13 protein-coding genes are annotated in these 13,828 nt (G+C 44.7%); 3 read left to right on the plus strand and 10 right to left on the minus strand.

Annotation, left to right across the window (positions count from 1 at the left end):
* Positions 1-105 precede the first annotated feature (105 nt).
* Together GGD38_RS32220 and GGD38_RS32225 are read left to right on the plus strand one after the other, a co-directional pair.
* Positions 106-666 (plus strand): ferritin-like domain-containing protein, encoded by a 561-nt coding sequence (locus GGD38_RS32220; RefSeq protein WP_375296484.1) that lies wholly within the window; start codon positions 106-108, stop codon positions 664-666.
* Between the two features lie 208 nt (positions 667-874).
* Positions 875-2,347 carry an MFS transporter gene (locus tag GGD38_RS32225; RefSeq protein WP_375303695.1) on the plus strand — a complete coding sequence of 491 codons (1,473 nt, stop codon included), beginning with the start codon at positions 875-877 and terminating at the stop codon, positions 2,345-2,347.
* 50 nt (positions 2,348-2,397) lie between these two features.
* On the opposite strand, the gene GGD38_RS32230 is transcribed toward GGD38_RS32225, so the two are convergent.
* Together GGD38_RS32230 and GGD38_RS32235 are read right to left on the minus strand one after the other, a co-directional pair.
* Positions 2,398-3,819, minus strand: coding sequence for a chloride channel protein (locus GGD38_RS32230; protein WP_375303932.1), 1,422 nt, complete (start codon positions 3,817-3,819; stop codon positions 2,398-2,400).
* Between the two features lie 213 nt (positions 3,820-4,032).
* Entirely contained in the window at positions 4,033-4,194 is a 162-nt protein-coding gene (locus GGD38_RS32235) for a hypothetical protein (protein WP_375296487.1), read from the minus strand.
* 56 nt (positions 4,195-4,250) lie between these two features.
* Between GGD38_RS32235 and GGD38_RS32240 the strand changes: the two genes are divergently transcribed.
* Positions 4,251-4,547: a hypothetical protein gene (locus tag GGD38_RS32240; protein ID WP_375296488.1), complete on the plus strand. Its 297-nt coding sequence runs from the start codon at positions 4,251-4,253 to the stop codon at positions 4,545-4,547.
* 31 nt (positions 4,548-4,578) lie between these two features.
* Here GGD38_RS32240 and GGD38_RS32245 read toward each other — a convergent pair whose 3' ends face one another.
* From GGD38_RS32245 to GGD38_RS32280, 8 genes are all read right to left on the minus strand, one after another.
* Positions 4,579-5,331, minus strand: a complete 753-nt coding sequence (locus GGD38_RS32245; RefSeq protein WP_375296489.1) for a hypothetical protein — start codon at positions 5,329-5,331, stop codon at positions 4,579-4,581.
* 192 nt (positions 5,332-5,523) lie between these two features.
* A complete protein-coding gene (locus GGD38_RS32250) occupies positions 5,524-5,799 on the minus strand; it encodes a zinc ribbon domain-containing protein (protein ID WP_375296490.1) in 276 nt (91 codons plus the stop codon).
* A 294-nt stretch (positions 5,800-6,093) separates the two neighbouring features.
* Entirely contained in the window at positions 6,094-7,392 is a 1,299-nt protein-coding gene (locus GGD38_RS32255) for an MFS transporter (RefSeq protein ID WP_375296491.1), read from the minus strand.
* A gap of 64 nt (positions 7,393-7,456) precedes the next feature.
* A complete protein-coding gene (locus tag GGD38_RS32260) occupies positions 7,457-8,116 on the minus strand; it encodes a bifunctional 4-hydroxy-2-oxoglutarate aldolase/2-dehydro-3-deoxy-phosphogluconate aldolase (protein WP_375296492.1) in 660 nt (219 codons plus the stop codon).
* Positions 8,116-9,123: a PfkB family carbohydrate kinase gene (locus tag GGD38_RS32265; protein ID WP_375296493.1), complete on the minus strand. Its 1,008-nt coding sequence runs from the start codon at positions 9,121-9,123 to the stop codon at positions 8,116-8,118. Before GGD38_RS32265 ends, GGD38_RS32260 begins: the two co-directional genes overlap by 1 nt.
* A complete protein-coding gene (uxaC, locus tag GGD38_RS32270; RefSeq protein WP_375296494.1) occupies positions 9,123-10,523 on the minus strand; it encodes a glucuronate isomerase in 1,401 nt (466 codons plus the stop codon). The genes GGD38_RS32265 and uxaC overlap by 1 nt, the downstream gene beginning before the upstream one ends.
* Before the next feature lie 109 nt (positions 10,524-10,632).
* Positions 10,633-12,288 (minus strand): UxaA family hydrolase, encoded by a 1,656-nt coding sequence (locus GGD38_RS32275; RefSeq protein ID WP_375303933.1) that lies wholly within the window; start codon positions 12,286-12,288, stop codon positions 10,633-10,635.
* Positions 12,288-13,802, minus strand: coding sequence for a tagaturonate reductase (locus tag GGD38_RS32280; protein WP_375296497.1), 1,515 nt, complete (start codon positions 13,800-13,802; stop codon positions 12,288-12,290). The genes GGD38_RS32275 and GGD38_RS32280 overlap by 1 nt, the downstream gene beginning before the upstream one ends.
* Between the last annotated feature and the right edge of the window lie 26 nt (positions 13,803-13,828).

Below are 13,828 nucleotides of genomic sequence, written 5' to 3' on the forward strand. Positions count from 1 at the left end.
TCATTTCACTCAACATTGATCCACAACTTTGTAAGGAATGATAATTGCAGCCCTACAACAGGCAAGCCCACTGTTAAAACAATAACTAATCTAAAAACACTATCTATGGCTATTCAAAGCAACGCAGGCCCACAAACAACAGCCCGCTCCTCGGTTATGCCCGATTCAAAATTGCACCAGTTCTTCATTCAACAACTACAGGATGTTTACTGGGCCGAAAAGAAACTGGTAAAAACATTACCCAAACTGGCTGATGCAGCCACATCACAACGATTAAAACAAGCCTTTAACGATCATCTTGAACAAACGATCAATCACGTAACACGACTTGAAAATATATTTCGCCTTTTTAATGAAGAACCCAAAGCATTGAAGTGCCCGGCCATGGCTGGTATTGTTGATGAAGGCGCAGACATCATTGACGAAACTGATAATGGCAGCGCTCAACGCGATGTTGGTTTAATTTTCGCAGCACAAAAAGCAGAACATTATGAAATTGCCACTTACGGTGGACTGGTAACGTTAGCCCGAACCATGGGTCATGATGACGCTGCAGAGTTGCTCGATCAAACATTGGCCGAAGAAAAAGTTACTGACAGCTTACTTACCCGTATTGCTGAAGAAGAAGCAAATGTGAATGCAGTAAACGAAAAGTACGAGGAATAGCAGGCGATCGTGTAATGTAAAAGCTGTACACAATTCAATGTTGTGTACAGCTTTTTCTTTTTTAAGACCATTGCGTTAAGGAAATTATAAATAATGGTTTTAAACCATACTACAGAACAATATGTATAATGCCGCAATAATATCCACAAATGAAATGCGTTCTCTTTTTGAGCGTTAATATTGTAGTACCATTAATCGAGGCAGCGTGATGAAACTTCAACCATCAGATCAATTAACCAATGCCCAGGTAAAAACCGGGTTGCATTTGATACTAAAGGACGGTCTGGCTACAGAGACCATGAACACACTCACCGCAGGTACCTTTCTGGTTGCCATTGCCTTGTATATGGGCGCTTCCAACGTGCAAATCGGTGTGCTGGCGGCGCTTCCTACCCTCACCAGTATTTTTCAACTTATTTCAGTATGGCTGGTGCAAAAGTTCAATAACCGCCGCGCCATAACCGTTACCGGCGCTATTTGCGCCCGCTTTCCATTATTACTTATAGGCATTCTGCCTTTATTGTTCTCTAACACAGCAAGTGTTGGGGCACTTATATTTTTGTTATCGTTCCAATACCTGTTTGCCGCTGTTGCAGGTGGCAGCTGGCACTCATGGATGCGCGATCTTATTCCGCAACAGATATTGGGGAGTTACTTTTCGCACCGCAGCCGGCTGATGCAAATATTAAGTGTTACCCTTAGCCTGCTTATAGCCATGAGCATCGATCACATAAAAGCACACTACCCCCAACATGAGATCACAGCTTATGCCTGTATGTTCATTATCAGCGGTATAACCGGTATGTGGGGTGCTTACGCCCTGGCCCGCACACCCGAACCAAAGTCGAAACCCATTCACAATAATATTGCAAAGCTCTTCGGCAAACCGCTCACCGTGCCTAATTTCAGAAAGCTGCTGGTGTTCAATTCCTGCTGGATCTTTGCCTTCAACCTGGTTACGCCTTTCTTCGCAGTTTATATGATGAAGACGCTCGGCCTGCCATTGTTGTATGTAATTTGTTTGAACATTGTTAGCCAGGTAAGCAGTATCACCTCCATTAAATTGTGGGGTAGTTGTTCAGACCGTTATAGCAATAAGACCATCATTCGTATTTGCGCCCCGGTTTATATTGCCTGTATTATGGCCTGGTCAATAGTGGGAATTATGAGCGCAGCCTTTATGCTGCCTGTACTAGTGATAATGCATATACTAATGGGCGCATCCAACGCCGGTATCACTCTGGCGCTTCAAAATATTGGTTTAAAGCTGGCCCCGGCCGAGGAAGGCATTGTATACCTAGTTACCAAAAATATTGTAACAGCGGTATTTTCTGCCACCGCCCCATTAATTGGTGGTTTGCTGGCCGACTTCTTTACCAGCCATTTTGTTATTCACTTATTTGGGCGTGGCCAATGGAACCTGTTCTTTATGGCTGGCGCCGTTGTAGGCGTTCTTAGTATGAAACTGCTAAGGTCGGTTCGTGAAGAAGGCGAACTGGATAAAAAATTTCTCGTTGCCGAACTTCAACATAACTTTAAAAAACGCGTACGCAACTGGCACCACATGCCTATTTTACGCCGCTATTTTTACCTGCGCTCTGCCATAGTTGTAAAGAAAGGATTGCATCTCGAATTTGATGATCTTATTGAATTCAAAGGCTGGGATCCTAAGAAGAAATGAGTTAGTTAACTCGTTAACCAGCTAACTCGTCAACTATTTGCTGCTTTCAATTACTTAACCTCAGTAATATTCTCTCCTTTATCAACGCTATCAACTTCATCAACTTTTTCAACTTCTTCCTCAGGAATAGATTCATGATGCACATACTGAATGAACTGCATCTTCAAATGATCGTAGAATGAATGCCTGTCTACCAGATAGGCCACTAATGTAGCACACATGCCCGCAAGCATCAGATGAAAGATCACATTATGGCGGTCGGTCATTTCAAGTACTAAGATGGCCGAAGTAAATGGCGTGCGGGTAACGCCGGTTAAAAAACCAACCATGCCGGCAAGAATCAACAGGTTTACATTAGTACCTGCAAAACCAAACCATTCACCCATAACAGCGCCAACGCTGGCGCCTGCCGTTAATGCGGGTGCAAACACCCCACCGGCTGCTCCACTGGTAAATGATATAACAGGCCCAACCATACGGGCAATAGGCATATACCAGGGCAAATGTTTATCGGCAGTAAATAATGTATGTGTCATTATTTCTTTACCACTGCCCAACACCTGCTCGCTGATAAAATAGGCCATGGCGGCAAGTCCCAGGGCGCAGAGAACGTTATAAACAATGCGTTTTGAAATATTGAACGAACGCACCCACTTCATGATAGACAATATTACCCGGGCCATACCACTTCCCAATACGCCGGTAACAATGCCCACGGCAATTACGCCAAAGAAAATATAGCCCGATAAATTACTTACATCGGGATATCCCAGGTATAAGTAAGGGCCCAGTAACATTTGAGCGGTTAAACCAGCAATGATAACGGCGGTGAACAACGCTGTTTTAAAATAACTGATGTGCGTACGGGTTACTTCTTCCATAGCAAATACTACCCCACCCAGCGGTGTGTTAAATGCCGCGGCCAATCCGGCAGCTGCGCCGGCCTTTATCATATTGCGCTTTGAGATCTTGGGCCACCACGATGGTAGTATTTGATTGATGGCTCTGAACACCGAACCGGCAATTTGAATGGTGGGCCCTTCTCGGCCAACTACCCCACCGCCAAACACCATAACAATACTCGATACTATTTTCACGATGATGATGCGAACGCTTAATAGCTTTCCTACTTTATCAATATACTTTGGTGTGGCCAGTTCTACAGCAGCTATTACTGCAGGTATACCGCTTCCACGGGCAGCGGGTGCAAACTTAAATACCAGCCACCAGCCAACAACAAAACTTATAGGGGTAATAATGAACAGCCACCACACACCATGGTGCAGCACCCATGCGGTACCCATTTCGGCCCAGGCAAATAATTTGGCGTATAACACAGCAATAAGTCCGGTAATCACCGATGCTATCCAAAAGGGAATAGCCTGCAATAAATTGTGCTTGAAGCGTTCGTTATGCAAACGGTCGTACACCCGTTTTAAACGACTGCGAAGTGGATTGATGATCTTGTTCATATTTATATTACGCTGCCTGTTACAGTAATAACAATCCTCACCAGCTGGTCGGTCTTCTTTGTGGGTTTACTGGTATGGAAAAAACTGCAGAAAGATCGTAGGCTAAGCAAACAGGCTTATTCGGCCGCAAAGATAGCACAGGGGTAAGCTATCGCACATTAGAATAATATGAGAATTTGAAGGTGAGAACATTGATCGAAGGCTTTTAAGAAATCACAACACATACATAATCATGCAATTATCTCTTGTAAGATGATTTGCATGGCTTGTAAGTTGTTTTACATCGCTTGTAAGCATGTTTGCAACGCCTGTAGGTTGTTTTGCATGGCTTGTAAGCATATTTACATCGCCGATAGGCATATTTTCTTCAGCCATAACATGATTTACTTCGGTGATAGGCTATGCCGGCATGGCCGATAACCATATTTTCAATGGCGATAACCACATTTTTTTCAGCGGTTCGCTTGTTGGCCTTGCTTGCACGCTTGTTTGCCTCATTTGCAAGCTTGTTTGCCTCGTTTGCAAGCTTGTTTGTGTTGCTGGTTCACTTGTTGGTGATGCCCGCCCGCTTGTTGGCCATGCCAGCGTGCCTGTTGAAGTTGACAGTTACCTTGTTGGCCTCACCTGCACGCATATTTGTGCAGGCGGTTACCTTGTTTGTTTTGTTTGTAAGCTTATTTGCTTTGACGGTTTGCGTGTTTGCTAACGTTGCACGCTTGCAAGCGTAACTGGTTCACTTGTTAGCACATTTTACATGCTTTAAAAGCTTACGCCCACGCCTATCAGCGCGTTTACCGAACCAAACCTGTACTTTTTATCGGGTTCAGCAGGTACCCCGGGTGGGTTGCCAATTGGCTGCGGTGGCGCCTTATCGGTTGCCGTTGCATTAAAGGAATTGAGATCGAAGAGCAGATGAAATCTTTCGTTCAATTTATATTGCAACCCCAGGCTTATTTGGTAACAGAATGAGGTGGGCAGTTTTTCTTCTTCATTTTCACCACCAGCAAATGCGGGACCGGTTGCGTTGTAGGCCCGCCAGCTAAATGCAGGCACAGCTGTTTTTAAGATCCCGGCGCTGATCTTTGTAACGAGGTTCAATTTGTTTTCGGTTAGTGGTGTAATATAAAAGCCACCAACCATAACCTTTAGTAGTTTCCAGTCATCGGCATTTACATCAACATCGGTAGCGCTTACGTAAAAGTTTCTTTTTATATATTCTTCAAGCCCTTCGGGGATTTGTTTATAGGCAGCATAACCACCTGTTAGCAACAACCCTACATTTTCCTTTATATAATAACCCAATGTTATATTAGCAGCCATTCCGGTTTTGGCCATACCGGGCTGATCTTTGGCATCGATACCCGGATATTCTTTTTCACCAAACTGCCCTATGGGGAAAGAAGGACCAGCAGCAACTTCAGCAAAGAACTTTGGTGTTTTTTGCTGGGCATTTACACTGAAAGAAGCGATAAGGGCAACCGTTAGCAGCAGCCGTATTTTATAGTGTTTCACTTAAAAAGGTTGTGAACACTAATATAAAACAATATGTGGTTAAGAAAACCCAAAAGTAGCTGGGGTATCAAACTGGCTTTGATACTACGTACAGATATAAAGTGCTGTTCGTTGACTGAACAGCACTATATGTATTACGGGTGTAAGATTTTAATAGATCAGTGTCCATAAGTAACGCCTTGCTAAGCTATATTATTCAACAGCAAGGGGATGTGATTTCCAGCGCTCCAGTTTGTGTATGTTACGGGTATAAAAGCCGGTGAGGAAACCAGGAAAGCCAACCTCTTTTAATTTTCCTTTTACCCGTTCCTTCATATCATCAACTGTGATGTTCCGCACTGTGAATTTTCCATCCTGGAAACAGTGACTGCAATACATTTTGCTTATGGTGCCATCCGCATGGGTTCCACCGTTATCCCGTTTCATTTGCATACCGCAGGATTGACAGCATTTGTAGGCTCTTTCCATAACAGTCGATTTTTAGATTAGGAATATTGATTTTGGAATATTTCTAATTTACAAAATTTCGGCACACAACGAGCACTAAATGGCAATTGTTTCTATTTTTTTTGCATATTAAATCTGCACTGGGTCAAAATTTGCCCCTTCTGCGGTGTTTTTACGCATTTTTAGCCAGAGGGATTAAAAATGGGTTTCGGGAATTTAATTGACCCTGAACACAATAAATAAACTTATAAAAGCGAACGGGGAAGAAACCGTTTTAGCGGAATCTTCCCCGTTCAGTTATATTACAAGCTTATTCTATGCTAATTCTACTCTCTTCTCTTTTGGCACCAGGAAGTGCATGATCAACCAGGCCAGCAGGTAGGCGCCGCCACACACTGCAAACATGATATAATATGCTACTTCAATTTTTCCAATAGCGCGATAGTGCACAAACAGGTTCTTTTGAACAGCTGCAGAAAGCAAAATACCGCCTAATGCACCAAACATACCGCCAATACCGGTTACAGAACCAGTAGTGTGCTTGGGGAACATATCGCTCACTGTAGTGAAAATATTGGCGCTCCATGCCTGGTGTGCCGATGCGGCAATACCGATAATGATAACGGCAAACCACATATCAACACCACCTGCCAGTTGCGCAAATATGATGGGAATAACAAAGAAGGCATAAATGAGCATGGAGGTTTTACGGGCTTTGTAAGTTGCCATGCCACCATTGATGAATTTCATTGGCAACCATCCACCGAAGATACTTCCTACTGTAGACATAGTATATACTACGGCTACGGGTAATGATACAGCTGTTCCCTTTAAACCATATTCACTGCCCAGGAAATCGGGTAACCAGAAGAGATAGAACCACCAAATAGGGTCGGTAAGCAATTTTCCAATGGCAAAAGCCCAGGTTTGTTTGTAAGTAAGCAATTTTGCCCATGATACACTTGGCTTAACCTGCTCCAATGCGGGGGCTTCATCTCTGTCGCTATGAATATATTCATACTCGGCTTGTGATAATTTCTTTTGCTTTTTGGGCACTTCATAGAACATGAACCACAAGATCAACCAGAAAAAGCCTAATACACCGGTTATAATAAAGGCCCAATGCCAGCCTAAAGTAACCACTATCCACGGAACGGCGATAGGCGCCAGAATAGCGCCAACGTTGGCGCCGGAGTTAAATATACCTGTTGCAAGCGCTCTTTCTTTTTTAGGGAACCATTCGGCCACTGTTTTAATAGCGGCAGGAAAGTTACCTGCCTCAAAAACACCCAAAAAAGCGCGGGCAACGCCAAAACCAGTTACGGTATTAACGGCTGCGTGCGCTACCGCGGCAGCACTCCATAAGGTAGTAGCTACTGCATAACCGATCTTTGTACCCATTTTATCTATCACCCGGCCAGCGAGCAATAAACCAATGGCATAAGCAATTTTAAAAGCGATCTCCACATTTGCATAATCGCCATCATTCCACCCCATTTCAGTGGTGAAAGTGTCTTTTAATAAACTGATAACTGCGCGATCGAGATAGTTGATCGTGGTTGCGAAAAAGACAAGGCCGCAAATGGTCCACCGGTATTTTCCTATAGCTTGCATGTCAGTCCTTTTTAGGGAACAAAGACGTGCCACGTTAGGGGAACGTGGCACGGTTCGTTAATTATTATTTGATATTATTTAGAATGTCCAATACTGCTTTTGTCTGCTGCGTGAGCTTATCGTACTCTTTGTTCTGCAATACAGCTTTGCTTATGAGCTTGCTGCCCATACCTACAGCCACCACACCAGCATCGAACCACTCTTTAATATTTTCAGCGGTTGTATCTACCCCACCTGTGGGCATAAACAACAACCCGGGGAACAATTCCTTAATAGCTGCAATATAAGAAGGCCCTACTACGCTACCGGGAAAGATCTTCACCATTTTAGCGCCGTTCATTTCGGCCGTGAAAACTTCGGTTGGTGTTAAACAACCGGGTATCCATAACAAACCGGCGTCCTGTACCAGTTTCGCTACAGGCGGAAACACCACGGGGCTGATGATAAAATCAGCACCGGCGTCAATGAACTTTTGTGCATCTTCAACAGTTTTTACTGTTCCAATGCCCAACAGCATACCGGGCATGCTTTCCTTCACTACTTTACGTAATGCCTTGAAATTCTCTACAGCTTCGGCCCCACGGTTGGTATACTCTACGGCTTTAATGCCGGCAGCATACAATGCCTTTAATACGTCAATGCTAACAGTGGCGTCTTTATGAAACCATAATGGCAGCATTTTTTGCTGCTGTATCTGATTCAATATATCCTGTTGGTTCTTCATTATTGCTTTATAGTTGCTTTTATGTCTTCAACCGATTTATTGGTTGCATCGCCCTTAATGAACAATTTTTGAAAAGCGGCTGCCGTGGCAAATTCAACTATCTGCTGCGGCGTATGCTTATTGTAAAATCCATAGATCAAACCAGCCATATAGCAATCGCCACTACCCACTTTATCAACCACGGTTTCGGTTGTATACCCATGCGAAACATGCAATTTGTCGTTGGTATATAAAGTGGTATAATATACAATGCCTTTATGATCGAAGCGGAAGGTGTTGGCCACCGCCTTACAGCGGGGGTATTGCTTTATGATCTCTTTTGAAGTTACCAGCGCCTGTTCAAGGTACATTTCCTTTGTATCGGTTGTAACCAGGTCGGGGTGAACCGGTATCTGTAACATTTTTTCAGCCGCCCACACATTACCCATAATAACATCACAGAACGGGGCCAAACGCATCATTACTTCATGTACCGGAACACCGTACTGCCATAATTTGGCGCGGTAGTTAAGGTCAATAGAAACGGTGATGCCTTTTTTGTTACATACCTGCATTACCTCGGCACATACATCGGCGGCATCGGCATTCAGCGCGGGGCAAATGGCGCTTACATGAAACCAGGTCACTCCTTCGAGCAATGCATCCCAGTTAATGGTGCCTTTTTGCAAACGCGCAAATGACGATTCAGCGCGATCGTATATAACGCCGGCATTCTTAACATCCAACCCCTGCGGCAAATAATAAATACCAACACGCTGGCCACCGTATTGAATGGCCGTAGTATCGATATTCCATTGCTGCAGTTGTTTTACTAATTGTTGCGATAAATAATTATCAGGTAAGCCTGTACAGTACTTTACCGGTATTTTCCAAAGGGCCAGCGCACGGGCCACATTCAGCTCAGCGCCACCTACGTGTATAGGCATTGCTGAATTTGCCAGCCATTGACCATCCATATCAGGTGATAACCTGAGGAGCAATTCTCCAAAGCTTAATACATTCCCCATTACCAGTTGAAATAAGTTTTAGCGTTGTTAAAACAAATGTCCTGTATCACTTTACCTACCCAGTCAATATCGGCAGGTAATTCGCCATTTTCAATATCATCGCCAAACATGTTACACAGCAAACGGCGGAAGTATTCGTGGCGGGGGAATGAAAGGAAACTTCTTGAATCGGTTAACATACCTACAAACTTGCTCAGCAGTCCCATGTTCGAAAGGGCGTTGATCTGTTTGGTCATGCCATCTTTTTGATCGAGGAACCACCAGCCCGAACCAAACTGAACTTTACCTGCTACGCTGCCATCCTGGAAGTTACCGATCATGGTAGCCATCAGTTCATTATCGGCAGGGTTCAGGTTATAAAGAATAGTTTTAGCCAGTTGATTATCTGTATCGAGCCTGTTCAGGAATTTAGACAATTGACGGGCTTGTGAGAAGTCGCCTATTGAATCCCAACCGGTATCGGGGCCCAGCTGTTTCAACATACGGCTGTTGTTGTTACGCAACGCACCAAGGTGAAACTGTTGTACCCAGCCTTTTTCCCAATCCCAACGGGCAAATTCAACCAGCATAGCCGATTTGAATTTCAGGTTCTCTTCAAGCGACAGTTCTTTACCACTTCTTATTTTATCAAAGGCGGCCTTGATCTCCGCTTCGGTATAATCTTCGGCATAGATCTGCTCAAGACCGTGGTCGCTTACGCCACAACCCATAGTGGCAAAAAAGTCGTGTTGCTTTTTCAACGCCTTCAGGTAATCGCCGTAGCTGCCAATTGAAGTATTTGAAGCAGCTTCTACTTTACCTACGTAATCGTTAAATGCAGCAGCTCCATCTACATTCATCGCCTTATCGGGACGGAATGCAGGCACTATTTTTACTTCAAAGCCATCGGCTTTAATTTTTTTATGGAACTCGAGGTTATCGATGGGATCGTCGGTGGTGCACACCACTTTCACATTCATCTTACGCAACAAACCGCGAACAGAGTATTCCTTTGTTTGCAGTTTGGCAGTAGCCTCTTCGTATATTTTTTTTGCTGTTCTTGAATCAAGAATATCATTTATTCCAAAGTAGCGTTGCAGTTCGAGGTGCGTCCAGTGGTATAAAGGGTTACGCAGGGTGTAAGGAACGGTAGCGGCCCATTGTTCAAACTTCTCGAAATCGCTTTTTTTACCGGTAACGTAGTCTTCGTTGATACCGTTGGTACGCATTGCACGCCATTTGTAGTGGTCGCCATATAACCATACCTGGGTTAAATTTTCAAACTGGGTATCATTGGCAATTTGATCGGGAGGTAAGTGGCAATGATAATCTATTATGGGCATTTGTTTGGCAAACTCATGATACAGCTTTTGAGCAGTGGGTGTTTGCAATAAGAAATGCTCGTCAACAAACTTTTTCATTTGGCCTGTTTGGTGGGGTGGTCCCCTACTATTTTTTAAAAGGTTAAATTCTCGAAACTCAATATAAACTCAAAAGCGCCCCGATCTTTGATCGGGACGCTTAATAACATTATAACGATACTCCTCGCTTCCAGGGGATGAAGTCATCCTGGCCATGGCGAACGGCACTGATCTCCAGTTCACCGCTTGCCACCTTGATAACATAATCCAGTATACGCTCACCAGCCTGCTCAATTGTTTCTTCACCTTCTATAATGGTGCCGGTGTTGATATCGATGATATCACGCATTTTGTTATATAAAGCGGTATTGCTCGATAATTTAATTACGGGTGCAATGGGGTTACCGGTTGGTGTTCCCAAACCTGTGGTGAACAACACCACATTGGCGCCGCTGGCTACTTCGGCGGTGGTTGATTCCACATCGTTACCGGGTGTGCACAGCAGGGTTAAACCCTTTTTAGTTACTTTTTCGGTATAGTCCAGTACATCTGCTACCGGTGAGGTGCCACCTTTTTTAGCAGCGCCGGCCGATTTAATAGCGTCGGTGATCAGGCCGTCTTTGATATTACCTGGTGAAGGGTTCATATCGAAACCGCTACCTACAGCCACAGCTGCGGCATTATAGGTTTTCATCAGGTGCGAGAAGCGTTTGGCAATATCTACCTGTACGCAACGGTCGCTAAGCTCCTGTTCTACCCCACACAGCTCGGGGAATTCAGACAGAATTACAGAACCGCCCAAACCTACCAGCAGATCGGATGTATAACCGATGGCGGGGTTGGCCGAAATACCTGAGAAGCCATCGCTGCCACCGCACTCGAGGCCAATACACAGCTTGCTCAGCGGAGCAGGCTCGCGTTTGGTTTGGTTGGCAAGGATCAACCCGGCGAATGTATGTTTTATAGCTGCAGCCAGCAGATCGCTCTCAAGACCAATCTTCTGTTGCTCCAGTATATACAATGGTTTTGCGAAGTTGGCATCGCGTTTTTTGATCTCCTCTTCGAGAATGGATACCTGTGCATTTTGGCAACCCAGGCTCAGCACGGTAGCGCCGGCGCAGTTGGGGTGCGTAATGTAACCAGCCAGCAGGGCGCATAATGCCTGTGCATCCTGACGGGTGCCGCCACAACCACCTTCGTGGTTGAGGAACTTAATACCATCTACGTTGGGGAACAAACGTTTTGCCTGTTCATCACCGGCTTCAGAACGAATATCAGCGTTCAGAATATCTTCAACGCTTTTACCGGTTTTGTATAATTCTATCAGTTGTTGTGCCTGATATTTATATTTCTTGTTACGGCCGTAACCGAGGTCGCGTACCAGTGATTCCTGCAGTACATCGAGGTTACGGTTCTCGCAAAACACCATGGGTATTACGAGCCAGAAGTTGGCAGTACCTACCTCGCCATTGGCGCGATGATAGCCCATGAACGTGCGGCCGGCAAATTTCGATACATCTGGTTGTTTCCAGTTGGTTTTTCGCTCGTCACTGATCACGAAATCGTTGGCTGCGTGTTTTACGTTTGCGGTTGAAATAAGGCCGCCTTTTTTAATGGGCGATTGCGCCTTACCTACCAGTACGCCATACATGAAAATAGAGTCGCCTGCGTTCAGATCGGTAGCAACGAATTTGTGTTTTGCAGTGATATCTTCCAGCAGGGTATATTCCTGCCCGTTCAATGAAACGGTTTCACCTTTTGATAAGTTGGTCAATGCTACAACCACATTATCGTCTTCATGAACTTTTAAGACCTTTTTCTTCATTACGCCAATACTTTTTTGGTCTGATGTGTTTGAATTGTTTTAGCTACGCCGGCTTCCAGCAAAGAGGCCATATTATCTTTTACGGCTTGTGCAAAACCAGGGATGGCACTCAGGTCGGCACCCCACAGTGAGGTATCGGCCAGTACTTCATCGGCCAGTTGCGCCGGTTTTAACTTGCTCCATTTTTCAAAGAAATAGGCTGCAAAGTCGTCCTGGATATGGTACTCTTTACCTTGCCATTCACCGTAAAATTTATCCTGTTTTTTGCTTACGGGCTTCAAAAATAACAGATAAGCAGCAAATCCCAGAGCAATATTCTCGGGCACTGCTTTTATCCTTTCAGCATATTTCAGGATCACGGGCACATTACGCATCTTCATTTTTGAAGTATACTGCATGGTAATGTTTATCCAGTGGTGTTCAATATTCGGGTTGGCGAAGCGGTCTAATACCTTTGATCCGAAAGATGCGGATACGCCAGGCTCAACGTCGTAGGGAATGCCGGTTGCTATTTCATTTAACATCAGCTGACTGATAAATGTTTGCATTTGGGCATCGTCCATAGCCTGTTTAACGGTACCAAAACCAGCCAGGTAGGCCAGTCCGCACGATAATGTATGCGTACCGTTCAGCATCCGTAATTTCAGTTCTCTGAAAAGGTTGATATCGGGTGCAATTACAACGCCTTCATCAACCGAAGCGAAAGTAAGCACCGATTTTATGTGCTCGCCGCCCTCAATGGCCCAAAGGCGGTAAACCTCAGACATGATGAGCAGGTCGTCTTTAAATCCAAATTTCTTTTCCAGTCCTTCACGGAAGGCGGCATCTGGTTTGCCGGGAACAATGCGGTCAACCAGTGAGCTGCAGAAGTAGTTGCAGTTCTCGAGCCATTGAATAAAGGTATCGTCGAGGCCGTTCAGGTGCGCCAGCTCCAGTACGATAGACTCTAATTTTTTACCGTTATCGGGGATCAACTCCGTAGGAACGATCACCATACCGCTTTGGCGGCTACCGTCGAACGCTTTGTAACGCTCTAACAGGAAGGCCAGCAGTTTACCGGGGAAAGAAACGGGTGGCAGGCGATGTACATCGTCCTGTACCAGTTGAATACCCACCTCGGTTGTATTTGAAATGATCACCTGCATGTGCGGGTTGTGTGCACATTTAAGGATCTCGCTCCACTCGTCTTTTGCGCTCAGTACACGGCTGATAGAAGAGTTGATAATATTCTCTTCAATGGTTTTACCATTCTCAAGGCCACGCACGCATTGCGTATACAATCCATCCTGTTTATCGAATGCAGAAGAATCGCTGTCGGTTGATTTAACAATTACCACCCGGCCATTGAAAACGCCCTGGCGGTTGGCTTTATCAATAAAATAATCAGGTAACCCGCGTAACAATACGCCAGTGCCGAACTGTAACACTTTTTCTGGAAGATCAAATACTGACTCAGCAGGTGTAATTACATCCTGCGCACTGATATTTTTCAGGTTATACCTCGAAAGGATCATACACTACGCTTTAAAAATTTAAAAAT

The organism is Niastella sp. OAS944, from assembly GCA_024809215.1.
Classification (GTDB): domain Bacteria; phylum Bacteroidota; class Bacteroidia; order Chitinophagales; family Chitinophagaceae; genus Niastella.

What these genes read in the sequence shown, in the direction of transcription:
- GGD38_RS32255 (WP_375296491.1), bottom strand. Translation starts at nt 7,392, where the DNA reads ATGCAAGCTATAGGAAAATACCGGTGGACCATTTGCGGCCTTGTCTTT.
- GGD38_RS32260 (WP_375296492.1), bottom strand. Translation starts at nt 8,116, where the DNA reads ATGAAGAACCAACAGGATATATTGAATCAGATACAGCAGCAAAAAATG.
- GGD38_RS32250 (WP_375296490.1), bottom strand. Translation starts at nt 5,799, where the DNA reads ATGGAAAGAGCCTACAAATGCTGTCAATCCTGCGGTATGCAAATGAAA.
- GGD38_RS32230 (WP_375303932.1), bottom strand. Translation starts at nt 3,819, where the DNA reads ATGAACAAGATCATCAATCCACTTCGCAGTCGTTTAAAACGGGTGTAC.
- GGD38_RS32235 (WP_375296487.1), bottom strand. Translation starts at nt 4,194, where the DNA reads ATGGCTGAAGAAAATATGCCTATCGGCGATGTAAATATGCTTACAAGC.
- GGD38_RS32275 (WP_375303933.1), bottom strand. Translation starts at nt 12,288, where the DNA reads ATGAAGAAAAAGGTCTTAAAAGTTCATGAAGACGATAATGTGGTTGTA.
- GGD38_RS32225 (WP_375303695.1), top strand. Translation starts at nt 875, where the DNA reads ATGAAACTTCAACCATCAGATCAATTAACCAATGCCCAGGTAAAAACC.
- GGD38_RS32265 (WP_375296493.1), bottom strand. Translation starts at nt 9,123, where the DNA reads ATGGGGAATGTATTAAGCTTTGGAGAATTGCTCCTCAGGTTATCACCT.
- GGD38_RS32280 (WP_375296497.1), bottom strand. Translation starts at nt 13,802, where the DNA reads ATGATCCTTTCGAGGTATAACCTGAAAAATATCAGTGCGCAGGATGTA.
- GGD38_RS32220 (WP_375296484.1), top strand. Translation starts at nt 106, where the DNA reads ATGGCTATTCAAAGCAACGCAGGCCCACAAACAACAGCCCGCTCCTCG.
- GGD38_RS32240 (WP_375296488.1), top strand. Translation starts at nt 4,251, where the DNA reads ATGGCGATAACCACATTTTTTTCAGCGGTTCGCTTGTTGGCCTTGCTT.
- uxaC (WP_375296494.1), bottom strand. Translation starts at nt 10,523, where the DNA reads ATGAAAAAGTTTGTTGACGAGCATTTCTTATTGCAAACACCCACTGCT.